This is a genomic window from Mixta tenebrionis (genome assembly GCF_006517625.1).
Classification (GTDB): Bacteria; Pseudomonadota; Gammaproteobacteria; order Enterobacterales; family Enterobacteriaceae; genus Mixta; species Mixta tenebrionis.
This window is the reverse complement of record NZ_VHQI01000013.1, coordinates 51,381-74,280: the sequence shown is the minus strand read 5'-3', so window position 1 is coordinate 74,280 and position 22,900 is coordinate 51,381. Positions and strand designations below refer to the sequence as shown.

Annotated in this window: 24 protein-coding genes; 12 read left to right on the top strand and 12 right to left on the bottom strand. The window is 54.9% G+C overall.

Features of this window, described 5'->3' with window-relative positions:
* Positions 1-85 precede the first annotated feature (85 nt).
* Both FKM52_RS18075 and FKM52_RS18070 read left to right on the top strand, forming a co-directional pair.
* On the top strand, positions 86-1,054 hold the full coding sequence (locus FKM52_RS18075; RefSeq protein ID WP_141177552.1) for a polysaccharide deacetylase family protein: 969 nt from the start codon (positions 86-88) through the stop codon (positions 1,052-1,054).
* Entirely contained in the window at positions 1,047-2,327 is a 1,281-nt protein-coding gene (locus FKM52_RS18070) for an O-antigen ligase family protein (RefSeq protein ID WP_141177551.1), read from the top strand. The genes FKM52_RS18075 and FKM52_RS18070 overlap by 8 nt, the downstream gene beginning before the upstream one ends.
* A gap of 13 nt (positions 2,328-2,340) precedes the next feature.
* Here FKM52_RS18070 and FKM52_RS18065 read toward each other — a convergent pair whose 3' ends face one another.
* Genes FKM52_RS18065 through rfaD form a run of 4 tightly spaced genes read right to left on the bottom strand, consistent with a single transcriptional unit; the run spans position 2,341 to position 6,238 of the window.
* On the bottom strand, positions 2,341-3,261 hold the full coding sequence (locus tag FKM52_RS18065) for a glycosyltransferase family 2 protein (RefSeq protein ID WP_141177550.1): 921 nt from the start codon (positions 3,259-3,261) through the stop codon (positions 2,341-2,343).
* On the bottom strand, positions 3,258-4,238 hold the full coding sequence (gene rfaC, locus FKM52_RS18060; RefSeq protein WP_141177549.1) for a lipopolysaccharide heptosyltransferase RfaC: 981 nt from the start codon (positions 4,236-4,238) through the stop codon (positions 3,258-3,260). The genes FKM52_RS18065 and rfaC overlap by 4 nt, the downstream gene beginning before the upstream one ends.
* Positions 4,235-5,284: an ADP-heptose--LPS heptosyltransferase RfaF gene (gene rfaF, locus FKM52_RS18055; protein WP_141177548.1), complete on the bottom strand. Its 1,050-nt coding sequence runs from the start codon at positions 5,282-5,284 to the stop codon at positions 4,235-4,237. Before rfaF ends, rfaC begins: the two co-directional genes overlap by 4 nt.
* 21 nt (positions 5,285-5,305) lie before the next feature.
* Positions 5,306-6,238 (bottom strand): ADP-glyceromanno-heptose 6-epimerase, encoded by a 933-nt coding sequence (gene rfaD / locus FKM52_RS18050; protein ID WP_141177547.1) that lies wholly within the window; start codon positions 6,236-6,238, stop codon positions 5,306-5,308.
* Between the two features lie 226 nt (positions 6,239-6,464).
* Here rfaD and kbl point away from each other — a divergent pair, with 226 nt between their 5' ends.
* Together kbl and tdh are read left to right on the top strand one after the other, a co-directional pair.
* Positions 6,465-7,661 (top strand): glycine C-acetyltransferase, encoded by a 1,197-nt coding sequence (gene kbl, locus FKM52_RS18045; protein WP_141177546.1) that lies wholly within the window; start codon positions 6,465-6,467, stop codon positions 7,659-7,661.
* 11 nt (positions 7,662-7,672) lie between these two features.
* Positions 7,673-8,701 (top strand): L-threonine 3-dehydrogenase, encoded by a 1,029-nt coding sequence (tdh, locus tag FKM52_RS18040; RefSeq protein WP_141177545.1) that lies wholly within the window; start codon positions 7,673-7,675, stop codon positions 8,699-8,701.
* A gap of 45 nt (positions 8,702-8,746) precedes the next feature.
* Here tdh and FKM52_RS18035 read toward each other — a convergent pair whose 3' ends face one another.
* From FKM52_RS18035 to FKM52_RS18015, 5 genes are all read right to left on the bottom strand, one after another.
* On the bottom strand, positions 8,747-9,655 hold the full coding sequence (locus tag FKM52_RS18035) for a hypothetical protein (protein WP_141177544.1): 909 nt from the start codon (positions 9,653-9,655) through the stop codon (positions 8,747-8,749).
* Positions 9,648-10,880, bottom strand: coding sequence for a glycosyltransferase (locus tag FKM52_RS18030; protein ID WP_141177543.1), 1,233 nt, complete (start codon positions 10,878-10,880; stop codon positions 9,648-9,650). The genes FKM52_RS18035 and FKM52_RS18030 overlap by 8 nt, the downstream gene beginning before the upstream one ends.
* Before the next feature lie 85 nt (positions 10,881-10,965).
* Positions 10,966-11,853 carry a divergent polysaccharide deacetylase family protein gene (locus tag FKM52_RS18025; protein WP_141177606.1) on the bottom strand — a complete coding sequence of 296 codons (888 nt, stop codon included), beginning with the start codon at positions 11,851-11,853 and terminating at the stop codon, positions 10,966-10,968.
* Positions 11,854-11,874: 21 nt separating this feature from the next.
* Positions 11,875-13,134, bottom strand: coding sequence for a murein hydrolase activator EnvC (gene envC, locus FKM52_RS18020; RefSeq protein WP_246085552.1), 1,260 nt, complete (start codon positions 13,132-13,134; stop codon positions 11,875-11,877).
* 57 nt (positions 13,135-13,191) lie between these two features.
* Positions 13,192-13,437, bottom strand: coding sequence for a hypothetical protein (locus tag FKM52_RS18015; RefSeq protein ID WP_141177541.1), 246 nt, complete (start codon positions 13,435-13,437; stop codon positions 13,192-13,194).
* Positions 13,438-13,507: 70 nt separating this feature from the next.
* On the opposite strand from FKM52_RS18015, the gene FKM52_RS18010 reads away from it, so the two are divergent.
* From FKM52_RS18010 to cysE, 5 genes are all read left to right on the top strand, one after another.
* Entirely contained in the window at positions 13,508-13,939 is a 432-nt protein-coding gene (locus tag FKM52_RS18010; RefSeq protein ID WP_141177540.1) for a rhodanese-like domain-containing protein, read from the top strand.
* Positions 13,940-13,956: 17 nt separating this feature from the next.
* On the top strand, positions 13,957-14,208 hold the full coding sequence (grxC, locus tag FKM52_RS18005; protein ID WP_141177539.1) for a glutaredoxin 3: 252 nt from the start codon (positions 13,957-13,959) through the stop codon (positions 14,206-14,208).
* A gap of 50 nt (positions 14,209-14,258) precedes the next feature.
* On the top strand, positions 14,259-14,720 hold the full coding sequence (gene secB / locus FKM52_RS18000) for a protein-export chaperone SecB (protein ID WP_141177538.1): 462 nt from the start codon (positions 14,259-14,261) through the stop codon (positions 14,718-14,720).
* A complete protein-coding gene (gene gpsA, locus FKM52_RS17995) occupies positions 14,720-15,739 on the top strand; it encodes an NAD(P)H-dependent glycerol-3-phosphate dehydrogenase (RefSeq protein WP_141177537.1) in 1,020 nt (339 codons plus the stop codon). Before secB ends, gpsA begins: the two co-directional genes overlap by 1 nt.
* Positions 15,740-15,810: 71 nt before the next feature.
* Positions 15,811-16,632 (top strand): serine O-acetyltransferase, encoded by an 822-nt coding sequence (gene cysE / locus FKM52_RS17990; RefSeq protein ID WP_141177536.1) that lies wholly within the window; start codon positions 15,811-15,813, stop codon positions 16,630-16,632.
* Positions 16,633-16,652: 20 nt separating this feature from the next.
* Here the strand turns inward: cysE and trmL are convergent, their stop codons facing one another.
* The 3 genes from trmL to cpxR are packed head-to-tail and all read right to left on the bottom strand — an operon-like array spanning position 16,653 to position 19,230.
* Positions 16,653-17,126: a tRNA (uridine(34)/cytosine(34)/5-carboxymethylaminomethyluridine(34)-2'-O)-methyltransferase TrmL gene (gene trmL / locus FKM52_RS17985; RefSeq protein WP_141177535.1), complete on the bottom strand. Its 474-nt coding sequence runs from the start codon at positions 17,124-17,126 to the stop codon at positions 16,653-16,655.
* A gap of 35 nt (positions 17,127-17,161) precedes the next feature.
* Complete coding sequence (gene cpxA, locus FKM52_RS17980) at positions 17,162-18,535, bottom strand: envelope stress sensor histidine kinase CpxA (RefSeq protein ID WP_141177534.1); 1,374 nt, start codon at positions 18,533-18,535, stop codon at positions 17,162-17,164.
* The gene (gene cpxR, locus FKM52_RS17975) at positions 18,532-19,230 is read right to left on the bottom strand and encodes an envelope stress response regulator transcription factor CpxR (RefSeq protein ID WP_141177533.1); all 699 of its coding nucleotides are present in this window, start codon (positions 19,228-19,230) and stop codon (positions 18,532-18,534) included. Before cpxR ends, cpxA begins: the two co-directional genes overlap by 4 nt.
* Before the next feature lie 151 nt (positions 19,231-19,381).
* On the opposite strand from cpxR, the gene cpxP reads away from it, so the two are divergent.
* From cpxP to fieF, 3 genes are all read left to right on the top strand, one after another.
* Entirely contained in the window at positions 19,382-19,897 is a 516-nt protein-coding gene (gene cpxP / locus FKM52_RS17970; RefSeq protein WP_141177532.1) for a cell-envelope stress modulator CpxP, read from the top strand.
* A gap of 579 nt (positions 19,898-20,476) precedes the next feature.
* Positions 20,477-21,532 carry a glycosyltransferase family 9 protein gene (locus FKM52_RS17965; protein WP_141177531.1) on the top strand — a complete coding sequence of 352 codons (1,056 nt, stop codon included), beginning with the start codon at positions 20,477-20,479 and terminating at the stop codon, positions 21,530-21,532.
* A 387-nt stretch (positions 21,533-21,919) separates the two neighbouring features.
* Positions 21,920-22,816: a CDF family cation-efflux transporter FieF gene (gene fieF / locus FKM52_RS17960; RefSeq protein ID WP_141177530.1), complete on the top strand. Its 897-nt coding sequence runs from the start codon at positions 21,920-21,922 to the stop codon at positions 22,814-22,816.
* Positions 22,817-22,900: the final 84 nt, after the last annotated feature.

Below are 22,900 nucleotides of genomic sequence, written 5' to 3'. Positions count from 1 at the left end.
CGACTTCTGTAAGGTGAAATAATTTTGCCCTTAAGAATCGGGCTGCGTAACATGGCGGCTTAACCTGTGGAGCGTTGAAAGTAAGATGAATAAACCGGCATTTCTCATCACAATTGATACCGAAGGCGACAATCTCTGGCGCAATCATCGTACCATCACCACGCGGAATACACTTTTTTTACCGCGTTTTCAGGCGCTCTGTGAAAAATATGGTTTCAAGCCGACCTGGCTGACTAACTATGAGATGGCCTGCGATCCGGCTTATGTAGAGTTTGCGCATGACGCCGTCAGGCGCGGTCAGGCCGAAGTTGGTATGCATTTGCACGCATGGAACAGCCCGCCGACAGCGCCGTTAACGGATGATGACTGGCGCTGGCAACCCTATCTTATTGAATATCCGGATGACGTGCTGCGTGATAAGGTCAAATTTATGACCGATCTGCTGGAAGAAAAGTTCCGCACGAAAATGGTGAGCCACCGCGCCGGTCGGTGGGCCTTTGATGAGCGCTATGCCGCGGTGCTGCGTGAGCTGGGCTATCAGGTTGACTGTTCGGTCACCCCGCGCGTGAGCTGGCGTAACTCACCGGGCGCGCCGCAGGGGCAGGGCGGTACGGACTATACCCATTTTCCTCGCCACGCTTATTTTCTCGATGCTGACGATATCTCACGCAGCGGCGCAACGACTCTGCTGGAAGTGCCGATGAGTATTCAGTACAAGCATTCCGCGCTGGTGAACCGCCTGAAGCAGGGCTACCATCGCCTGCGCGGCAAGACGCGCGGTCCATCGGTGAACTGGCTGCGCCCCTCAGGCGGCAATCTGGCCGCGATGCAGCAGGTTGTGCAGGCGAGCCTGGCGGAAGGAAGTGATTACGTAGAATTTATGCTGCATTCGTCGGAATTTATGCCGGACGGCAGCCCAACGTTTAAAAACGAAGCGGATATTGAACGGTTGTATGATGATTTAGAAGGGCTATTCAGCTGGCTACAGGCGCGTACGTGCGGCATGACGCTGGCGGAATATTATCAACACTTCAGGTACGGTGAGAATGATTAAGGTACAACCTTTTACGGACCGGTTAAAAATTTCCGATATGAAAATAAACTGGCGAGAACTGCTGTATGTTTTTGCTCTGTTAACCGTTATGCTTTCTGTTATATGCACCTTTATTGATGAAAAATTAGCAAAGGTTGCTTTTTACTGGGCATTCTATTTCTCAATCGCTGGAATTATCTCAAGCTGGCGACAAGTTAACCGCAGCCATATCTGGCCGGTCGCCGCACTGGCTTTGCTGGGCGGCAGCAAAGTCATTTGGTTCTACTGGCACTATTTGGGGCAGCCAGAGTTAAATCCTTTTAATGACTACCTTAATGCCGGGAAACGTTTATTGATAGCTGCCGTTATAGGCTATTATTTGTTTAAAAAGTACATAAACTTTCCACTACTTAGCCAGCGTATAGTTGAGTGGGGATTATTTATTGCTTTTATCGGAGCAACAGCCTATGGATTCTACCAGTTTTTAAGTGGCGCCCAACGGGTTGAATTTACCTTGGATCGCGCAACCGTCTCCGCTTACGGCTATGCAATGTTATCAGCGGTTACGATTTTTATCCTGGCGGCGAAAAAAAACAGTAAATACCAGCTGTTGTTATGTCTGGCCTTATTTATCGTCTCCTGGTTTATTATTATACAAACCGGTACGCGTAATATGATGGCAGCGTTTCCAATCGTTATCTTTTTCATTGGCCTGCTGCAGTTCAACTATTTAGGCTGGAAGGCCGCCATGGGAAGCTTTATCGCTATACTTTTGCTTGGCGCAGCATGCTACCAGCCGATGATTAAACCCAGACTGGACAAAACGATTACTGAAATCGATCGCTATAGTCAGGACCAGGGAAACAAAATGGGATCGTTAACCAGCCGGTTTGCTATGTGGAATATAGGTATAGCCTGTTTCAGAGCACATCCGCTGGGAATGAATATGGAACAAAGGGAAATATGGTTTAAGCGCTATGTTAAAGAACATCATCGTGATGCCAGCGCGCTGCCCTATGTCTCCGTGCACTTGCATAATGAATTAATCGATAGCGCGACCCTGCAAGGCATCCTGGGTGCTTTGACGATGCTTTTGTTTTACATGGTAACTTTGATTAACGCGCTGTGTAGAAGAAACGCTTTGCTACTTTCTGTGATAGTCATAGTAATAATAAGCGGCCTGACGGACGTCGTTTTTATCAGCCGTGAGCTGACAATATGTACCTCGCTTCTGCTAATTTTAAGCGTTATGTGGAAAAATATTAGCGTTATGCAGCAGAATCGATTGTCATAATACCAGCAGGCGGCTACTTCAGCCGCCTTACTTTTAACATCTTACGCTTATAACTCCATCTTATCTGACTGTTAAAAAGGAAAGCGAGCAGGCTTTGCTGGTTAATGCGCTTTATCACCTTTTCCCATTCTCCTGTTGCTTTCAATATTTCACTGTGTCGATTTGCAACTTCAATCCAGTGACAGGTAATAAGCGGTTGATAATGAGATGGCAGAACCTCATCCATATGTTGGGTCGCCGTTAACAGACAGTTGATTTTATCAGGATGGATACGCGTTGACAGGCTGGAGGCGTGTTTATTGTAGAGATAAAAACCTGAATCCGCATATAATATTTTTTTGCTTTTTATTAATAATAAAGGGAAAAGCCAGGCATCCTCATAACAAATAAAAGGTGGAAAAGGATATTCCTGCAGTAAACGACGCAGAAAGTACTGGCCGATAAAATGCGCCTGAATATCACGATGTATCAGAAAGCGGGTAATCGCCTCGTTGTTGGTCAACGTCTCAGGAGAGCGATTATGCCATACAGCGGCACGGCTTGTTTTACCGTTCCGGCTTTCAATCAGCTTGCTTAAAAATATATCAGGAGACTGCTCTGTTAAAATTTTCAGATGCGCATCAACGGCGCCAGGAAGTAGCTTATCGTCGCCATCAACCATCAGAACATAATCGCCCCGTGCCTGTGTGACCGCGTAATTACGAACTTTACCAATATTACGCAGCGAGGTTTGTTGATAGCGAACCTGGGGATATGCAGCAGCAAAAGTCTCAATAATATATTGTGTATTATCCTCTGAGGCGTCATTAATAATCACGATATCGCAGCAAGACAGGGCGCTGCCCGCAGAAGCGACAATGCTGTCAAGCGTCCCCTGTAACCATTTTTCACAGTTATGGGCAGTAACGATGATACTCAGGCGACAGGAGTTCATGGTATTTCCGCATGTAAAAATGACTGTAGCGCGTGTTGCACCATATCGGCGCTTATCGTAGCCATATCGCCGTTCTCAGGCGCGCGCAAGGCTTGCTGATTCAATCCATATCCGCCGATCAGCCCTGGGTCCGTTGGGCCGTATAAGGTAATGTTAGGGCGATCGAGCGCGGCGGTAAGATGGCTCAGGCCGGTATCTACCGAAACCACGGCTTTAGCGCCCGCCAGCGTGCGCGCCACCTGCTCCAGCGTCAGCCTGGGCAAAACTTCCACATAATCAAAACCTTCCGCCAGGCGCTGCGCCCTTTGCTGTTCGTGCGCGGCCCCCCAGGGAAGCTTAATTTGCAAACCGCTCGGCGCCAGCCGCTCGATCAGCTCGCGCCAGCGGCTCTCCGGCCAGTGCTTGTTCTCACGCGTGGTAGCGTGCAAAAAAACCAGATAGCGATCGGCATCCGCCGGCGGATGCGCCAGAAAATGGGAAGCGATGGCGTAATCGCCTGGCGTCTGCGGCTTGTCATAGCCAAGGCTTTTAGCGAATAGCTCACGGGTACGTTCAACCGCATGCTGCTGCTTGCTGATCTCATGACGTTTGTCATACCACCAGCTGGCGAAAGGTTCGCGCGCGCTGCGGCTGTCCTGCCCATGCTTAATGCCTTTCGCCAGGCGCGTTACCAGCGCGGCGCTTTTTATCAGGCCCTGGGCATCAATGACCACGTCATATTCGCGCGACTGCAATGCCTGCCTGAAGCGCACGCGTTCTTCGCGCTGCTGGCTGCCGAACCAGTGTTTGCGCCAGCGGCGAATCGCGACCGGCAATACGCGATCGACGGCCGGGTGCCACGAAGGAATTTGCGCAAAATTCTCTTCCACTACCCAGTCGAAGCGTACCGCAGGGATCGCCTGCATGGCATCGGTAAGCGCCGGCAGCGTATGGAGTACATCCCCCATTGAAGAGGTTTTTACAATCAGCACTTTCATCCGCGCTCCTGCTGGCTCAGTAAAGTTTGCAGCTCTTCCATAACGCGTTCAGGCTGGATATCGATCAGGCTTTGATGATAACCCTGCTCCGCATCGCCTGTACGCACCTTGTGATAGCCGGTAATCAGGCGGATCACGCGCGCCTGCTGCGACAGCGGCGGGGTAAAATCGGGACTGCTGGGGCCGTACAGCGCTACCAGCGGACGGTTAAGCGCGGCGGCGACATGCATCAGCCCGGAGTCGTTGGTAACCACCGCTGCGCAGTGCGCCAGCAGAATTACCGCCTGATCCAGCTGCGTTTCCCCCGCCAGGTTACGACAGTGGGGACGATTGGCTTCGCTCAGCGTTTGTCGAATCTGTTCGCCGGTTTCTTTATCTTTTGCGGAGCCGAACAGTACGATCTGATAGCCGGCGCCGATCAGCTGCTGCGCCAGCGCGGCGTAATGGTAGTGCGGCCAGCGTTTCGCCGGGCCGAATTCGGCGCCGGGGCAAAAGCCAATAATGGGACGTTCGGATAAAAGCGCAAACTGTGCGGCGGTATCCAGCTTCTCCTGCTGCTCAACGCGCAGACGCGGCCACAGCAGCGGCTGCGGCAGATCGCGCGCGCTGCTAACGCGTGCGCTGTCGTAGGCCAGCGCAACATAGCGCTCCACCATCAGGGGAAAAGCGGGTTTATTCAGCACGCGCAGATCGTTCAACAGGCCGTAGCGCATCTCGCCGCGCCAGCCGGTGCGCTGTGGAATATTGGCAAAGAAGGGCACCAGCGCTGATTTGAACGATCCGGGCAGCACAAAAGCGCGCTGGTAACGCCGGTCGCGCAGCGACTTGCCCAGACGATAGCGTTCGCCCAGCGCCAGCGCGCCATGGCCCAGCGGCATCGCCAGCGCGTCGTTAACTTCCGGCATTCGCGACAGCAACGGCCGGCACCATGCAGGCGCCATCACATCGATCGCGGCATCAGGATGTTCGGCCTTTAGCGTGCGATAGAGACTTTGCGACATCATCATATCGCCGACCCATGAGGGGCCGATTACCAGTATTTTCATGCCGGTGCGCCTTCCTTGTGGTTATGCGTCGCGGTTGAGCCAGGCCATATAGTCAGCCACGCCTTCGGCCACGGTTTTGAACGGTTTATCATAGCCTGCGGCGCGCAGTTTAGTGAGATCCGCTTTGGTGAAGGCCTGATAGCGCCCTTTCAGTTTCTCCGGGAAAGGAATGTATTCAATAGCGCCTTTCTGGTGGAAAGCGAGCGCGGCATCCGCCACCGCCTGGAAAGATTCGGCACGCCCGGTACCGCAGTTGAAGATGCCGGAAACGCCGTTTTTCCAGAACCACAGATTCACCGCCGCCACATCGCTGACGTGAATAAAATCACGCTTGAAGTTGTCGCTGCCTTCAAACAGCTTAGGATTTTCACCGTTATTAAGCTGGGTGTTGAGATGGAAAGCAACGCTCGCCATGCTGCCTTTATGGCCTTCGCGCGGCCCGTAAACGTTGAAATAGCGGAAACCGCAAACCTGGGAGTTAGCTTCCGGCAGGATCTGACGCACATAGTGGTCAAACAGCATCTTAGAGTAGCCGTAAACGTTCAGCGGCTGCTCATAGCGGCGCTCTTCGATAAAATTATCGTTGCGCCCGCCGTAAGTGGCGGCGGAAGAGGCATACAGGAACGGAATCTCGCGCTCCAGGCAGAAGTGCAGCAGCTCTTTCGAGTACTGATAGTTGTTATCCATCATATATTTGCCGTCCCACTCTGTGGTAGCGGAACAGGCGCCTTCATGAAACACCGCGTCGATATCGCCCAGATCGTCACCGGCCATAATACTGGCGATAAAATCCTCTTTATCCATGTAATCGGTGATATCGAGATCGACCAGATTAACGAACTTGGTGCCGTCTTTCAGGTTATCAACCACCAGGATATCGGTAATGCCTTCATCATTTAGCGCTTTCACAATATTGCTGCCGATCATACCGGCGCCGCCAGTGACAATAATCATGTGTTTAACCTTAACAGTGAGGGGGAACGGGGGGCTCCACGCCTGAATAAGCATTATCATAACATTTCATCGGCGCGCAGACAGCCAGAGGAGTCCGTTACCAAAACTAAGGTGGCGTCAGGCGTGATATCTGCTGCAAAATTCACATTCTGTTGCGTGGATTATCGTGCGAAAGGCGGGCGTTCAGTATGATGTGCCGACAGTAAGCCGGTAACGGAGAATAAAAATGCCTGCAGATTTTTATCGTCAAATTAATGAACAGCTTGCCGCAACGCAGCGGGAAGGGCTGTTTAAACAGGAACGGATTATCACGTCGGCCCAGCAGGCCGATATCCGCCTCGGTGCCGGGCAGGAAGTAATCAACTTCTGCGCCAATAACTACCTCGGACTGGCGAACCACCCGGCGCTGGTGCTGGCGGCGAAGGAAGGCATGGATAGTCACGGTTTCGGCATGGCGTCGGTGCGCTTTATCTGCGGCACGCAGGATATCCATAAACAGCTGGAACAGCGGCTGGCCGACTTTCTTGGGATGGAGGACGCCATTCTCTACTCCTCCTGCTTCGATGCCAACGGCGGCCTGTTTGAAACGCTGCTGGGGCCGGAGGATGCGGTAATCTCCGATGCGCTGAATCACGCTTCGATTATCGACGGCGTGCGTCTGTGCAAGGCGCAGCGCTATCGCTACGCCAACAACGATATGAAAGAGCTGCGCGCGCGGCTGGAGGAGGCGCGACGCGCCGGCGCCCGCCATATACTTATCGCTACCGACGGCGTTTTCTCTATGGACGGCGTCATCGCCAACCTGCGCGGCATTTGCGATCTGGCCGATGAGTTTGATGCGCTGGTGATGGTGGATGATTCTCATGCCGTCGGCTTTGTTGGCGCCAGCGGGCGCGGCACTCATGAATACTGCGACGTTATGGGACGCGTCGATATCATTACCGGCACGCTGGGCAAGGCGCTGGGCGGCGCTTCCGGCGGCTATACCGCGGCGAAAAAAGAGGTAGTGGAATGGCTGCGGCAGCGCTCTCGTCCTTATCTGTTCTCTAACTCGCTGGCGCCGGCGATTGTCAGCGCATCGCTGCGCGTGCTGACGCTGCTGAGCGAAGGCGACGGGTTGCGCCAGCGGCTGTGGGAAAACGCACGCTATTTCCGTGAGGCGATGACCAAAGCGGGCTTTACCCTGGCGGGCGCCGATCACGCCATTATTCCGGTGATGCTGGGCGAGGCGCCGGTGGCGCAGGAGTTTGCCCGCCTGCTGCAGGATGAAGGCATTTACGTGACCGGCTTCTTCTATCCGGTGGTGCCCAAAGGGCAGGCGCGTATCCGTACGCAAATTTCAGCAGATCACACGCATCAGCAGCTTGAGCGTGCGGTAGAGGCGTTTACGCGCATCGGCAAACAGCTGGGCGTTATCGCCTGAGGAGAGCGGTTATGAAAGCACTGGCAAAACTAAAGGCGGCGGAAGGGATCTGGATGGTGACCGATGCGCCGATCCCCGAACCGGGCCACAACGATCTGCTGATTAAAATTCGTAAAACCGCCATCTGCGGCACCGACATTCATATCTATAACTGGGACGAGTGGTCGCAAAAAACCATTCCGGTACCGATGATCGTCGGCCATGAATATGTTGGCGAAGTGGTAGCGATTGGTCAGGAAGTGAAAGGCTTCTCTATTGGCGATCGCGTTTCCGGCGAAGGCCATATTACCTGCGGGCACTGCCGCAACTGCCGCGCCGGGCGTACCCACCTTTGCCGTAACACCGTCGGCGTCGGCGTCAACCGCCAGGGCTGCTTCGCCGAGTATCTGGTGATTCCGGCGTTTAACGCCTTCAAAATTCCCGACAATATTCCCGATGAGCTGGCGGCCATTTTCGATCCTTTCGGCAATGCGGTGCATACCGCGCTCTCGTTCGATCTGGTGGGAGAGGATGTTCTGATTGCCGGCGCCGGGCCGATCGGCATTATGGCGGCGGCGGTATGTAAGCATGTCGGCGCGCGTCACGTGGTGATCACCGATGTTAATGCCTGGCGGCTGGAACTGGCGCGAAAAATGGGCGTTACGCGTGCGGTGGACGTCAGCCAGCAATCGCTGTCGCAGGTAATGAGCGAGCTGGGTATGACGGAAGGTTTTGATGTCGGGCTGGAGATGTCCGGCGCGCCGCCCGCATTCCGTTCCATGCTGCAGGCGATGAATCACGGCGGGCGTATCGCGCTGCTGGGAATACCGCCGTCGGATATGGCGATCGACTGGAATCAGGTGATTTTCAAAGGGCTGTTTATCAAAGGCATTTATGGCCGGGAGATGTTTGAAACCTGGTACAAAATGGCTGCGCTAATTCAGTCCGGGCTGGATCTGACGCCGATTATTACCCACCGCTATCATATCGATGAGTTTCAGCAGGGATTTGATGAGATGCGCTCCGGGCGTTCCGGCAAGGTAGTGCTGAGCTGGGATTAGTTCTGCGTAACGCCAGCCCGCTGTTGCTTGCGGGCTGGCGGATAATTACTGCTTTTTTTCCGCATCGGTCAGGTAACGCACTTTGCGCGTGTAATCCTGACCTTTAAACCGCAGCGGCGCGTCGGCCGATTGCAGATATTTTTGCCACTCGGCCAGCGGGAAACCGCCGTGCGCGCCGATTACCTCTGGCGGTATCACCGCTTCATGGCCGCCGATGCGCTTGGAAACCGGCCAGTTCATCCACTCGCCGAGATTAATGGTTTTAATATCGAGCAGATCCAACAGGGCGGCCAGCGGCAGCTGATCGGTCGGCGGTTGGGAATCATCCATCAATTCCCAGGTATCCTGAAACAGCGTCAGCCAGAGCGGACAGATGCGCTTCCACGTCTGGCGCGTCGCGGCCAGAAACGCGCCGTTCACGTGATCGACCAGATAAGGACGCACCGTACCGGCGTAGTAGGCGGGGCGGTTTTCCGCCGGGGCGTTATCCAGCTTGGCGATCATTTTCCCCTGACGGAAGCTGGAGTAAATATGGCCATTTTTCATGCGAATATCAGGCATTTTTAGCAGGTTGAGATCGGAATCGATCATCAAAATCCCTTCGGTGCGGGCCTGCAACGGCGCCTGAAGTTTAATCAGGCGGCTGCGGTAGATTTGCTTGTAGCGATAGCTCTCTTCCCGTTCCGCTACCTGCAGCGTTACCACGCGCGTTTTTTCCGGCAGATGATGAAAGCGTGCGGCAGGCTGATCGCTGACAATAACGATTTCTTCGGCGCGATCGGCATAGCGTGAGGCAAACAGCGCGCTCAGCTCCGCCTCCTCGATAAAATCGGCGCCGGTGCAGGGGATGACCACCGAGGTAACCGGCACGTCGCCCTGCGCCTCTGCTCTGGCGTAGGGGATATTATGGCGCGACTGAATATAGCGATAGCGCGGATGAAGAAAGTTAAGCATGGGGTCGAGGCTCCCTGGTTACGCTGTGCAGCAGGGCTTCAACCCCTGCGACATAATGTTCGATAGCGTAGTGTTCTTTAACATTGGCGTTGGCCTGGGCAACCAGCTGCTGGCGCAGCTGGTGATTCTGGCTGAGCGCCTGCATATGGGCGCAGAGCTGCGCCGTATCGCCATATTCAAACAGTAGGCCGGTACGTCCGTCATCAACCAGCTCGGCAGTGCCGACTACCTTCGAACCGATGACCGCCGTATTGACCAGCATCGCCTCCAGCACCACGCGCGGCAGGCCCTCGCTGCGCGAGGCGAGAACAAAAACATCCATTGCCGCCAGATAGTCGAGCGGGTTATTACGAAAGCCGGTAAAAATCACGCGATCGGCAATACCTTCACGCGCCGCCAGCTGTTGCAGTTTCTCCAGCTGCGGGCCGGCGCCGACAACCACCATATGCCAGTTAATCTCTGGACAAGAGCGACGTAAAGCGCCCAGCGCCTGCAAAGTATGGTGCGTCGCCTTGCGCGGGATCAGCGAGCCGATGCTGCCAAACAGGAAGCCGTCCGCCGGCAGCCCAAGGCGCGCGCGCGCCGTACCGCCATCGGGCAGCGGCTGATGGATATCGATAGCGTTGGAAACGGTAAAGCAGCGCGCCGCATCCACGCCGTGGGCGCGCAGCGTCTGGTTAACGCCGTGGGAAACGGCGATAACAACATCGACGCGCTGGTTAATCATCCTGACCAGCCGCTTATCCAGCTGCGGCTCGATACGGCAGTGCTGTACCAGGCCAACCGCCAGATGCTGCGCCGCCAGGTAGCCTTCGACGTTAGTGCTGGGCTGGTTGTTCATATAGAGGGTATCGTAACCGCCCTGCAGCAGCAGTTCACGCAGCCTGCGGGCGTTCGGCTCAACGCGCCAGCGGCGATCGACTGCATTCACCACGCGCTTTTTCAGCGCGCGGCTGAAAAACAGCAGCGAACGCAGCAGCTCTTTTTGCAGCCGGGCGGAAAGCGGCTGTTTACGCTGCGGGATAAAGACCACAGGAATGCCGAGAGCATTCAGCACCGATTGAATAGTTTCACCTTCGCCGCGCTGGTAGTTGTAGTAAAAACAGCAGGTAACGTCAAAACGATCGCGATCGATTCGCCTGAGCAGCTCCAGCATACTGTTGGTGCCGCCGCCCCATTCTCTACCGTTATCCAGTAACAGGATCTTTTGCCGAGATTGCGTCATTGCGCGATATCCTTACGCCCACGAAGGTGGAGTGATCAGGGCGGCATTATAAAGATTAACCGCCGCCCTGACGATGGGGTATCGTTCAGAACAGATTGCTTATTTTTTGTACCAGCGGGCTTTGCTGGATGCTTTCCGCCACCACCATCAGCGCGCGCGTTGCCGGAACCGGCGCCGGCGGCTGCGTTGCCCGACACACGCCGATGCCGCGGAACGGATTATGCGGCTTCGCCGCTGGCGGCGTCGGCAGCGGAGCGGGCCGATCGGTTTGCGGCTCATTCAGCAGCTGGCTGGGACGGACCAGCGTGACGTCAGCCGGCAGGCCGGGCAACATCTGCTGTAGCACGCGCACGGTAGTGGGGTGCGGATGACCAATAGCGATAGCGGAGCCGTTGCGCTGCGCCAGCTGTACCGCGCGGTTAAACTGCTTACGAATCTCCGCTTCGTTCTGGTTATCGTCAAGAAATACGCGGCGCTTAATCACCTTTACCCGCGTGCCTGCGGCGGCGCGCGTTGCCTGGCTGTTGCCGATAGTCATACTGTCGAGGAAGTAAAGATTGTAGCGATCCAGTACCTGCATCACCTTCAGCATGCCCGGCAGGCTGGAGGTCATTTTACTGCCCATATGGTTATTGATACCAACGGCCCAGGGCACGTTATTAACCGCGTTGCGGATAATACGCGCGATCTCTTCCGCGCTCATCTCTGGCTGCAGGGTGTCGCGCTCCAGCGGCTGCTTGCTGAGCGGCGCCATAGGAAGATGGATCAAGACTTCGTGCCCGCGCTGGTGGGCTTTGGTCGCCATCTCATGCGCGTGGGGAGCGTTTGGCAGCACCGCCACCGATATAGCGTTCGGCATCTGTAACACCAGATTTTCCTGCTGCGGACGGTAGCCGAAATCGTCGATAACGATGGCGAGCCTGGCGGCCTGTGCCGAGCCAGCCAGCAGCAGACCGCCCAGCAGCGGCGCGATTTTTTTTACTGAAAACAACACTTATTTTCCTAACCACGGGAGTGGGTTGACCGCCTGTCCCTGGCGACGAATTTCAAAATAGAGCGACGGCGTACCGCGTCCGCCGCTGGTGCCGACCAGCGCGACAGGCTGCCCGGCTCTCACCTGATCGCCGGTGCGCACCAGCGCGCTCTGGTTATAGCCATACAGGCTCATATCGCCTTTACCATGCTCAACCACCACCACCAGGCCGTAGCCCTGCAGCCAGTCGGCCATCAGCACGCGCCCGTCGGCAATCGCTTTTACCTCGGTGCCTTCCGGCGCGTTAATCACCAGCCCTTTCCAGCGCAGCTCGCCCTGCAGCGTTTCACCAAAGCGATGTTCGATACGGCCGCGTACCGGCCAGAGCGCCTGCCCGCCAGGACGGCCCAGGCCGCCGGTTCGCGACATCAGCGAGCGTTCGCTTTCGGTGGGTTTGTAGGTGGAACCTTTGGCTTTCGCCTGCGCCTGGCGCTTACGTACCTGCTCGGCTTCACGCGCTTCGCGTTCGGCACGCGCTTTTGCTTCGCGTTCGGCGCGCGCAATTTTACTCTGCAGGCGGCTTTCGTTCTGGCGCATCTCTACCAGATCGGCCTGATCTTTCTCCAGCGCGTTTTCCAGCGATGCCAGCGTTTTTTTCCGCGCCGCGCGCGCCTGTTCCAGCCGTCCCTGCTGCGTCTGCTGCTCCGCTAACAGGGTTTTCTGCTGATTTTGCTTACGCAGCAGATCGGCTTTTTGCATCGCCAGATCGCGTCGCGTTTGCTGCAGTTCGCCGATAGTTTTCTGGCGTTCCTCGTTGAGGTAGCCGAAATAGGACAGAATGCGCTCGTTGCGCTGGCTCTCTTCGCCGCTGAGCAACAGTTGCAGGCCGCTGTGTTTGCCCTGACGAAAGGCGGCGTCCAGCTGCTGCGCCAGCAGCGTTTCCTGCTGTTTTTGCCGCTTTTGCAGCTGGGCGATGGAGCGGTTAAGGGCGACGATCTCTTTATTCAGACGGCTCAGCTGCTGCTGCGTCTGGCGCAGTTTGCGGCTCGCCTCGGCAATGGCTTTTTCCTGAGTTTGCAGCTGATCCAGCAATTTGCTGCGCTGCAGCTTCTGCAGACGGACGCTTTTCTCTTTTTCCGCAATGCTCTGCTGAATAGACTTAAGCTGAGATTTGTTATCTTCCGCTGCGTGCGTATACAGCGGCAACAGCAACGCGCCAGCGCATAACAGGCAGGCGGAAAGCGCAGACAGGCTGCGGCATAGCGGCGCGTAACTGTCCATAAAATTACCTGAAATCCATGAATGTGAAACTGATGCTTTTTCCCTCATAAGAACCGATTATTCCACGATGAATAGCGGCTTGCCAGTTAACAACCGCGCTTTTCCGTTTCCGTTCATGTCAAAAGCAGACCTACTGGCGCAGTCGAAAGCGCGGCGGATACTGTCCTGAAAGGACATTAGCGGATAATTGCGCTCTCTGCCGCGCCTTTTTCGGCTTTCGCTTCCGTCTTGTTTGCGCTGCGGCAATTTTTTTCCTTTTTCTGCGGCAGAAAACGAAACTCTGACCGCTTCACGTCTGTACATGCGAGGTGGCGCAGGTATACTCAGAAACCTTATTTTCGCTTATTAACCCTGTCGGGAGTTGTTACCCCTCATGCAAGAATTTATGCAATTCGCAAGCAATCACCCCATTCTGTGTCTGGCATGGGTCGTGTTGCTGGTTTTGGTAATCGTGACCACGTTTAAGGGCATGTTTTCCAAAGTTAAAGCCATCAGCCGCGGTGAAGCCACCCGACTGATTAACAAGGAAGATGCGGTTGTTGTGGATATCCGCTCCCGCGACGATTTCCGTAAAGGTCATATTTCCGGCGCTCATAATATTCTGGCGGCGGATATTAAAAAGGGCAGCTTCGGCGAGCTGGAAAAGCATAAGGTTCAGCCCATAATTGTAGTTTGCGCGACGGGTAATTCCGCCTTTGAAGCAGCCGCTCAGCTGCACGCGGCAGGCTTTGAGCGCGTCAGCGTACTGAAAGATGGCGTCGCCGGCTGGAGCAGCGAAAATCTGCCGCTGGTGCGTGGTAAATAACCGTAAAGGTGCTGAATATGGCTAACGTAGAGATTTATACCAAAGCAACCTGTCCTTACTGCCACCGGGCAAAAGCGCTGCTGGCGCAGAAAGGCGTGGCCTTCCAGGAAATCCCTGTCGATGGCGATGCGAACAAGCGCGAAGAGATGATTAAGCGCAGCGGACGCACCACCGTGCCGCAGATTTTTATCGATGCGCAGCACATTGGCGGCTGCGACGATCTTTACGCGTTGGATAGCCGTGAAGGGCTTGATCCTCTGCTGAAATAACGGCAACTGGCGTAACGATGGATTTTTTTAACTAACAGGACCAAATAATAATGTCAGAACAGAACACCAGCGAGATGTCATTCCAGATCCAACGTATCTATACCAAAGACGTTTCTTTTGAAGCGCCTAACGCGCCGCAGGTTTTCCAGAAAGAGTGGGAGCCGGAAGTTAAACTGGATCTGGATACCGCCTCCAGCCAGCTGGCGGAAGGCGTTTACGAAGTGGTGCTGCGCGTCACGGTCACCGCTTCCGTAGGAACCGAAACCGCGTTCCTGTGCGAAGTGCAGCAGGCCGGCATCTTCACCATCGCCGGTATCGAAGGCACCCAGATGGCGCATTGCCTTGGCGCTTACTGCCCGAACATTCTGTTCCCGTACGCCCGTGAGTGCATTACCAGCCTGGTTTCACGCGGCACTTTCCCGCAGCTTAACCTTGCGCCGGTTAACTTCGATGCGCTGTTTATGAACTATCTGCAGCAGCAAGAAGGCGGCGAACCTCGTCAGGATGCCTGATGAATAAGCGTAACGCTTCAGTTACCGTGCTGGGTGCCGGATCTTACGGCACCGCATTGGCGATTACCCTGGCTCGCAACGGCCATTCTGTGCTGTTGTGGGGCCATAATCCGCAGCATCTGGCGCAGCTGGAAGCCGATCGCTGCAATGCCGCCTTCCTGCCTGACGTTCCCTTTCCCGATACGCTCTCTACCGAGCCTGAACTGGCGGAAGCCGTCGCGGCCAGCCGCGATCTGCTGATCGTGGTGCCGAGCCATGTTTTTGGCGACGTGCTGAAACAGGTTAAGCCGCACCTGCGGGCTGATTCACGAATCGTCTGGGCAACCAAAGGCCTGGAGCGTGAAACCGGGCGTTTATTGCAGGACGTGGCGCGTGAAATCGTCGGCGACGCGCTGCCGCTGGCGGTGATCTCCGGCCCTACCTTCGCTAAAGAGCTGGCGGCGGGCCTGCCGACCGCTATTGCGCTGGCCGCGACCGATCCGCAGTTTGCTGACGATTTACAGCAGCTGCTGCACTGCGGCAAAAGCTTTCGCGTCTATAACAATCCCGATTTTATCGGCGTACAGCTGGGCGGGGCGGTAAAAAACGTGATTGCCATCGGCGCCGGCATCTCTGACGGCATCGGCTTCGGCGCTAACGCGCGTACCGCGCTGATTACCCGCGGGCTGGCGGAGATGAGCCGCCTTGGCGCCGCGCTGGGCGCCGATCCCACCACCTTTATGGGCATGGCGGGATTGGGCGATCTGGTACTGACCTGTACCGATAATCAGTCGCGCAACCGCCGTTTCGGCATGATGCTGGGTCAGGGCGTGGATGTGGAAAGCGCGCAGACGCAGATTGGACAGGTGGTGGAAGGTTACCGCAACACCAAAGAGGTGAAGGCGCTGGCGGCCCGCTACGGCGTAGAAATGCCGATAACCGAGCAAATTTATCAGGTATTGTATTGCGAAAAATCGGCGCGCGAGGCAGCATTAACGCTGCTGGGGCGTGCCCGTAAGGATGAAAACAGCAGTCGCTGAGGCGGAGCCCGGCTGTCATACCTGTGGCGTTCCGGGGTAACCGGGCGCTATTTTTTTATCGGGAGAGAGCAATGTCGGATGAAGAGTTAAGCCTGGTCTGGAATAACATCAAGGCGGAAGGGCGCGCCCTTGCAGATTGTGAACCGATGCTGGCCAGTTTTTTCCATGCGACGCTGCTCAAGCATGAAAATCTGGGGGGCGCGCTAAGCTATATGCTGGCTAATAAGCTGGCGAATGCGATTATGCCCGCCATCGCCATCCGCGAGATTGTTGAAGAAGCCTACCGCCAGGATCCTTCCATGATTGCCGCCGCCGCCCGTGATATCCAGGCGGTGCTGCTGCGTGACCCGGCTATCGATAAATACTCCACGCCGCTGCTCTATCTAAAAGGTTTTCATGCGCTGCAGGCCTACCGCATTGGTCACTGGCTGTGGAAGCAGGGCCGACGCGCGCTGGCGGTGTATCTGCAAAACGAAATCTCCGTCTCGTTCGCCGTTGATATCCATCCGGCGGCGCGTATCGGCTACGGTATTATGCTTGACCACGCCACCGGCATCGTAATTGGCGAAACGGCGGTGGTGGAAAACGACGTTTCCATCCTGCAGTCGGTTACGCTGGGCGGTACTGGTAAAACCAGCGGCGATCGTCATCCGAAGATTCGCGAAGGCGTAATGATTGGCGCAGGCGCGAAAATTCTCGGCAATATCGAAGTTGGACGCGGCGCGAAAATCGGCGCGGGCTCCGTGGTGCTGCAGCCGGTGCCGCCGCATACCACTGCCGCTGGCGTTCCGGCGCGTATCGTGGGTAAACCCGCCAGCGATAAACCCTCGATGGATATGGATCAGCACTTCAACGGCATGGTGCCGGGCTTTGAGTTCGGCGACGGCATCTGAGTCATATCACCCTATCGGCGTCAGCTTTTCAGCAGGGCGCCGACATAATCCAGCTGGCGCCACGCTTCATATACCACAACGGAAACGGCATTAGAGAGGTTCATGCTGCGGCTTTGCGCCAGCATCGGCACCCGAATCTTCTGCTGCGGCGGCAGCGCGTCGAGAATCGATGCCGGTAGCCCTCGGCTTTCCGGGCCAAACAGCAAATAGTCGCCGATTTGATAGCTTACCGCGCTGTGGGCGGGCGTGCCTTTGGTCGTCAGGGCAAACAGGCGTTCCGGCTGCTCGCTGGCGCAGAAGGCGTCAAAGCTGGCGTGACGCTTAACCGCGGTGAATTCATGGTAATCAAGCCCGGCGCGCCGCAGTCGCTTATCATCCCAGGCAAAACCCAGCGGCTCGATCAGATGCAGCTGAAAGCCGGTATTGGCGCACAGGCGGATAATATTGCCGGTATTGGGCGGAATTTCAGGTTCAAACAAGACGATGTTCAGCATAGGGCCCCCGATAACGAGGGCCGAAGCATAACAAATTAACGCGCGGAGTACAGCGGCAGCCAGATAGTCAGACGCAGGCCGCCAAGCGGACTGTCATCCGCTTTTACCCAGCCGCGATGCTGCTGCACCGCCGTTTCGACAATGGCAAGGCCGAGGCCCGTACCGCCAGATTCCCGATCGCGCGCCTCATCGGTGCGATAGAAAGGACGAAATATCTGTTCGCGATCTTCCGGGCTGACGCCGGGACCATCATCATCCACATGCACCGTAATACCCTGCTTATCAACCGAGAAGCTGACGCAGATATGGGAATGCGAATAGCGCAGCGCGTTGCGAACGATGTTTTCCAGCGCGCTTTCCAGCGCATGGGGGTTGCCATACAGCGGCCACGGGCCGGGCGGATAGGGAACTTCCAGCTTTTTACCCATCTGCTCCGCTTCGAAAACGGCATCTTCCAGTACGCCGTTCCAGAGGTGGTTCGCTTTCATCGCTTCGCTGATCAACGCATTTTTATGCTGGGTGCGCGACAGCACCAGCAAATCATTGATCATGCCGTCGAGACGCTGCGCTTCCAGCTCTATGCGCCCCAGCTCTTTGCCTTCGCCGTAGCGGCGCCGCATCAACGCCGTCGCCAGCTGCAGACGCGTCAGCGGCGTACGCAGCTCGTGTGAGATATCGGACAGCAGACGCTGCTGCGCCGACATCATTCGCTCCAGCGCGCTTACCATCTGATTAAAGCTGGAACCGGCGGCAAGAAACTCCTGTGGTCCAGCCTCCAGTTCCGGGTGCTGGCGCAGGTTGCCGCTCGCCACCTCATCTGCCGCATGCTTTAGCTTGCGCGCCGGCTTTGCCAGGCTCCAGGCCAGCCAGAGCAGCAGCGGCGAACTGATCAGCATGGTAACGATCAGCAGCAGCAGCGGGCGGTCAAACAGCAGGTTAATAAAATCGAGCTGCGAGCTGCTGGCCGGGCGCATCAGATAGAGCTGATAGTTATCCTCGCCGTCGCGTACCGCAAACGGTCCAACCAGTTCGACGCGGCCATATTTCTTTTTCTGCGGATGATCGGCGTTGTCGGATTGCCCGATGAAGTTGCGGATAATCTGCATTTCATTATGCTGCGCGCCGATCACTCGACCTTCGCTGGTGACCAGCAGCAGACGCTGACCCGGCGGCGCCCATTTATCAATAGCGCGAAACAGCCTGCGCCACCACATCAGATCGTTGGGCGGGTCCTGCATCAGTTCCGCCTCAACGTGCTGCTCAATCATGGTGCCCTGGCGCTGTTCACTTTCCAGCAGCGAGGTCAGCTGTCGTGAATCAAGTTTGGGAAGCAGCAGCACCAGCATCAAAACCAGCGCCAGGGTTAACCAGAAAATGGCGAAGATGCGGGTGGTCAAACTGCTTATCATGATGCGGAAACCATCAGATAACCGCGTCCGCGCAGCGTTTTAAACCAGGGATGGCCGTCGCGGCGTTCCGGCAGCTTGCGGCGCAGGTTGGAAATATGCATATCAATAGCGCGATCGAAAGGCGTCAGGCGTTTACCCAGCACTTCCTGACTTAAATGTTCACGCGACACCACCTGACCCAGATGCTGCGCCAGCAGATAAAGCAGCGTGAATTCGGTGCCGGTCAGATCCAGCGTGACGTTATCAAAACTTGCTTCCTGACGTCCCGGATTCAGACGCAGACAGTCTACCTCCAGCGTAGGGGAGCTGTTGTCGTGCTGCTGCTGCTGTTCGCTCCAGCTGGAACGACGTAAAATCGCCCGGATACGCGCCACCAGTTCGCGGTCGTTAAAGGGCTTCGGCAGGTAATCATCGGCACCCAGCTCCAGGCCCAGCACGCGGTCCAGCTCGCTGCCGCGCGCGGTTAACATAATCACCGGCGTTTGATATTGCTGGCGCAGCTCCTTCAGCGTATCGATACCGTTCTTTTTCGGCATCATAACATCGAGCAGCAGCAAATCGATGGTATCATCAAGCATGTTCAACGCCTGCTCGCCATCGGTGGCAACGACGATATCAAAGCCTTCCATTTCAAGCAGTTCTTTCAGCAGCGAAGTTAATTCGCGGTCATCATCTACCAACAGGATTTTATTCATTTTCTTAAGCCCTCCGCAGGCAAAATAGCGTGATCGCACACCCCATTCCATCGCTTTACGTAGTTTTACACCCCCTGACGCTAGTTTGCAGCTATCCCTGTAGTCTGAACCTCGTTGAATCAAATGACGTAAACGAAAGTGGGAGTGAACGATGCGCAAAGTGACCGCCGCCGTTTTAGCTTCAGCCTCGGTGGTTTTAAGTTACTCCAGCGCATGGGCGGCAGACGTTAACACGGTTAGCGTAATGCAGCAGCCGGGCGAAGCGATGTTTGGCAGCATAGCGCAAAATCTGCAAAGCCATATGTTCGATGGCATCAAGCTTTCGGAACAGCAGCGTCAGCAGATGCGCGATCTGATGCAGCAAACGCAGTATGCGCGTCCACTGGTCAACGTGAAAGAAATTGAAACCCTGCATAATTTAATCATTGCAGATGAATTTAATGAAGCAGCCGTCAGGGCTCAGGCAGAAAAGTTAGCGCAGGCACAGGTTGTGCGGCAGGTCGAAATGTCCCGCATCCGCAACCAGATGTATCACCTGCTAACGCCGCAGCAGCAGGCTGTTTTACAAACACGGCATGAGCAACGTATGAACGAGTTGCGCAGGCTGACGAATCAGCAGCAGGTTCCATCGCTGCATGAAGCGAGTAGTACCGGCAGTAACCAGTAACATAGTATCCCTGTTTTCCTTGCCATAGACACCATCCCTGTCTTCCCCGCCATGATGGCGGGGTTTTTTTTATCAGGCGCCTGATGAAATCTATTATAAATCAATAGCTTTTTAATTATCATCAGCCATCAGCCATCAGCCAGTCAACCACCGGACGGCTGCGACTCAGCGCAGTTTTGTATGCAGACAACCAGCAGCGAGAAATAAGGATGATTCTGTTAACAACCCGTCATAGCTGGCAAATACATTATTAAATTAATAGCAAAATAGCGTTGCGTAATGGTTTTTTCAGCTTTACCTGCAGCTTTATTTAACAGGATAAATACAGGGGCAGCGGTTTATAATTTATTATTGATAACATTTCTGCCTGATGATTTTATAAATAATTGCTCCGGCAGGATAGGCAGCGGTTTTATGGCATCCGCCTTGACCCTGATAGTTAAATGCAATTATATTCCCTGAAGCATATAACGCCGTTTTTTCAGACCTTAATTTTACTGATAAATATAATATAAATTAATTAATATAACTTTTTACGGGTAAAGATTAAGCGTTTGCAGCTCGCTTAAGGAAAGCTTAATGGATAAGGGTGTAGTAAATAAAATTTTAGTTATACGTATCGATTTTTTGGGCGATATGGTTTGCACCACGCCATTGCTCCACGCTTTGCGGGTTCGCTGGCCCCATGCGGAAATACACGTTCTGGCGAATAAGTATAACGCCGCCGTACTTGAAAACAGCAAAGATATTAATAAAATCCACTATTACGTTTACTCTAAAAACTTTCAGAAAAATATTCGCCCCGGCTTCCTTCATTATCTTATCGATCGGGCAAAATTGATTGTTAGTCTGAGAAAATATAAATTTGATTTACTGATTATTCCTAATGGCGGGATGAATAAAAATGCCATAGGCTTTGCTAAATGGTTAAATGTTGCTGACTGCCGCTGGCATAACGCCGATACGGAATTTGATGATCGATTGCAGGAGCATGTGGCTACCCGCCCAATGGATCATGAAGCGCTTTCCGGTTTTAAGCTTTTACCTGAGCTGGGAGTGCCCGATATTAGCCAGCTGCGCCTGTACCTCCAGCCACGCGCGGAGCTTATTTCAGCCTGGCGCCAGCGTTTTAAAGATAAGACAAAGCCGCGCATCGGTTTTTTCATCTCCAATAACAATGCCGCGCGTCGATGGGCATGGGATAAATGGCAGGCGCTGACAGATAAACTGGCCGGAGATTATGAACTGCTGATTTTTCATTCTCCGCAGGAGCATTTTCCTGTCGGCTGGCGGGATGGCTCCAGCGCGCAGCGAATATCCACGCCGACCGTTCCTGAACTTTTAGCCGCGATGACGCAGCTTGACTGCGTGGTTTCCGCAGACAGCGCGCCTGTACATTTCGCCTCCGCGTTACAAATTCCGGTTGTCGCTCTGTTTGAGTCGCGGCCAGAAAAGTATCTACGCTGGCACCCGCTGGGTGTGAAACATATTATTTTACATGAAGGGAAGCGCGTAGAGGATATTAAGGTTCAGTCGGTTCTTCTGGCGATACAGGCATTGTTCAGCGACGAGTCTGACCAACAGAACGATATTTCACAAAATCAGCCGGCAGAGGCAATAGCTTGCATAGCGTAAAGACGAACAGGGATGTGATGAAAAAAAGGCCGGGACTTGCAAAAAAATATTGTGCGGAATGCGGTAGTAAGCGAAGCCTGATAGCGCGTTTAACGGCGACGGATAATGAGTTTTGCGAACGCTGTTATTTTGTCCTTATCGACCTGCTGCGTAACGCCGGCGCCGATCCCCTGAAAGATATAAACTGATGCGGATTAAAGTGCGCCATCGCTGCCTTAAGTAAACTTCGCGGCGAAAAGTCATCCGGGCGTGGCGCTGGAAAACGGTACGCTACGCCGCTATTTTTCTTCTGTACGGCAGAAGCATTGATCCTGTGCCGGTGCGCATAACGGTCTCTGTTTTGCCATATTGCTCTTATACTTAGCTTTTATCTTTCGTGGAGTGCGCATGACAGATTCCTATGCGCGGCTGGTTAACCGTGCTGCGCTGGCGGCGACGGTGCTGGCGTCGCTGCTGTTGCTGATTAAGATTTTTGCCTGGTGGTATACCGGATCGGTTAGCCTGCTGGCGGCGTTGGTGGATTCGCTGGTGGATATCGCCGCCTCATTAACCAATCTGCTGGTGGTGCGCTATTCACTGCAGCCGCCTGATGCCAGCCATACCTTTGGCCACGGTAAGGCGGAGTCGCTGGCGGCGCTGGCGCAAAGTATGTTTATTTCCGGCTCCGCGCTGTTTCTGTTTCTGACTGGCCTGCAACACCTGGCGCGCCCTGAAACGCTGCATGCGCCGCTGGTCGGCATGGTGGTAACCTTAGCCGCTCTGGTTTCCACCCTGCTGTTGGTAACCTTTCAACGCTGGGTGGTACGTAAAACGCACAGCCAGGCGATCCGCGCCGATATGCTGCACTATCAGTCAGATGTATTAATGAACGGGGCGATTTTACTGGCGCTGGCGCTAAGCTGGTACGGCTTTGCTCGCGCCGATGCGCTGTTTGCATTAGGTATCGGCGTATGGATTCTGTTTAACGCGCTGCGAATGGGCTACGATGCCGTACAGTCGCTGCTCGATCGGGCGCTGCCCGATGCGGAACGGCAGCGCATTGTCACTATCGTTACCACCTGGCCAGGCGTCCAGGGCGCGCATGACTTACGTACCCGCCAGGCCGGGCCGACCCGCTTTATTCAGGTACACCTGGAGATTGATGATAATCTGCCCCTGTTGCAGGCGCATCGTATCGCCGAGCAGGTTGAACAGGCGCTGCTAAAGGAGTTTCCCGGCTCTGACGTAATTATTCATCAGGATCCCTGTTCGGTAGCGAGAACCGAGCCACAGGGTTTTTTATAACCAGAAATGTGAAATAATATCGATCTGTCTATAGTTGGCGACTACGCGCCTGTTAGCGTAAAGATTACCAGAAATTGTCTGACC

What these genes read in the sequence shown, in the direction of transcription:
- cysE (WP_141177536.1), top strand. Translation starts at nt 15,811, where the DNA reads ATGTCGGATGAAGAGTTAAGCCTGGTCTGGAATAACATCAAGGCGGAA.
- envC (WP_246085552.1), bottom strand. Translation starts at nt 13,134, where the DNA reads ATGGACAGTTACGCGCCGCTATGCCGCAGCCTGTCTGCGCTTTCCGCC.
- trmL (WP_141177535.1), bottom strand. Translation starts at nt 17,126, where the DNA reads ATGCTGAACATCGTCTTGTTTGAACCTGAAATTCCGCCCAATACCGGC.
- FKM52_RS18030 (WP_141177543.1), bottom strand. Translation starts at nt 10,880, where the DNA reads ATGACGCAATCTCGGCAAAAGATCCTGTTACTGGATAACGGTAGAGAA.
- kbl (WP_141177546.1), top strand. Translation starts at nt 6,465, where the DNA reads ATGCCTGCAGATTTTTATCGTCAAATTAATGAACAGCTTGCCGCAACG.
- rfaC (WP_141177549.1), bottom strand. Translation starts at nt 4,238, where the DNA reads ATGAAAGTGCTGATTGTAAAAACCTCTTCAATGGGGGATGTACTCCAT.
- FKM52_RS18070 (WP_141177551.1), top strand. Translation starts at nt 1,047, where the DNA reads ATGATTAAGGTACAACCTTTTACGGACCGGTTAAAAATTTCCGATATG.
- cpxP (WP_141177532.1), top strand. Translation starts at nt 19,382, where the DNA reads ATGCGCAAAGTGACCGCCGCCGTTTTAGCTTCAGCCTCGGTGGTTTTA.
- FKM52_RS18015 (WP_141177541.1), bottom strand. Translation starts at nt 13,437, where the DNA reads ATGTACAGACGTGAAGCGGTCAGAGTTTCGTTTTCTGCCGCAGAAAAA.
- secB (WP_141177538.1), top strand. Translation starts at nt 14,259, where the DNA reads ATGTCAGAACAGAACACCAGCGAGATGTCATTCCAGATCCAACGTATC.
- tdh (WP_141177545.1), top strand. Translation starts at nt 7,673, where the DNA reads ATGAAAGCACTGGCAAAACTAAAGGCGGCGGAAGGGATCTGGATGGTG.
- fieF (WP_141177530.1), top strand. Translation starts at nt 21,920, where the DNA reads ATGACAGATTCCTATGCGCGGCTGGTTAACCGTGCTGCGCTGGCGGCG.
- grxC (WP_141177539.1), top strand. Translation starts at nt 13,957, where the DNA reads ATGGCTAACGTAGAGATTTATACCAAAGCAACCTGTCCTTACTGCCAC.
- rfaD (WP_141177547.1), bottom strand. Translation starts at nt 6,238, where the DNA reads ATGATTATTGTCACTGGCGGCGCCGGTATGATCGGCAGCAATATTGTG.
- cpxA (WP_141177534.1), bottom strand. Translation starts at nt 18,535, where the DNA reads ATGATAAGCAGTTTGACCACCCGCATCTTCGCCATTTTCTGGTTAACC.
- FKM52_RS18035 (WP_141177544.1), bottom strand. Translation starts at nt 9,655, where the DNA reads ATGCTTAACTTTCTTCATCCGCGCTATCGCTATATTCAGTCGCGCCAT.
- FKM52_RS17965 (WP_141177531.1), top strand. Translation starts at nt 20,477, where the DNA reads ATGGATAAGGGTGTAGTAAATAAAATTTTAGTTATACGTATCGATTTT.
- FKM52_RS18075 (WP_141177552.1), top strand. Translation starts at nt 86, where the DNA reads ATGAATAAACCGGCATTTCTCATCACAATTGATACCGAAGGCGACAAT.
- cpxR (WP_141177533.1), bottom strand. Translation starts at nt 19,230, where the DNA reads ATGAATAAAATCCTGTTGGTAGATGATGACCGCGAATTAACTTCGCTG.
- gpsA (WP_141177537.1), top strand. Translation starts at nt 14,720, where the DNA reads ATGAATAAGCGTAACGCTTCAGTTACCGTGCTGGGTGCCGGATCTTAC.
- FKM52_RS18010 (WP_141177540.1), top strand. Translation starts at nt 13,508, where the DNA reads ATGCAAGAATTTATGCAATTCGCAAGCAATCACCCCATTCTGTGTCTG.
- FKM52_RS18065 (WP_141177550.1), bottom strand. Translation starts at nt 3,261, where the DNA reads ATGAACTCCTGTCGCCTGAGTATCATCGTTACTGCCCATAACTGTGAA.
- rfaF (WP_141177548.1), bottom strand. Translation starts at nt 5,284, where the DNA reads ATGAAAATACTGGTAATCGGCCCCTCATGGGTCGGCGATATGATGATG.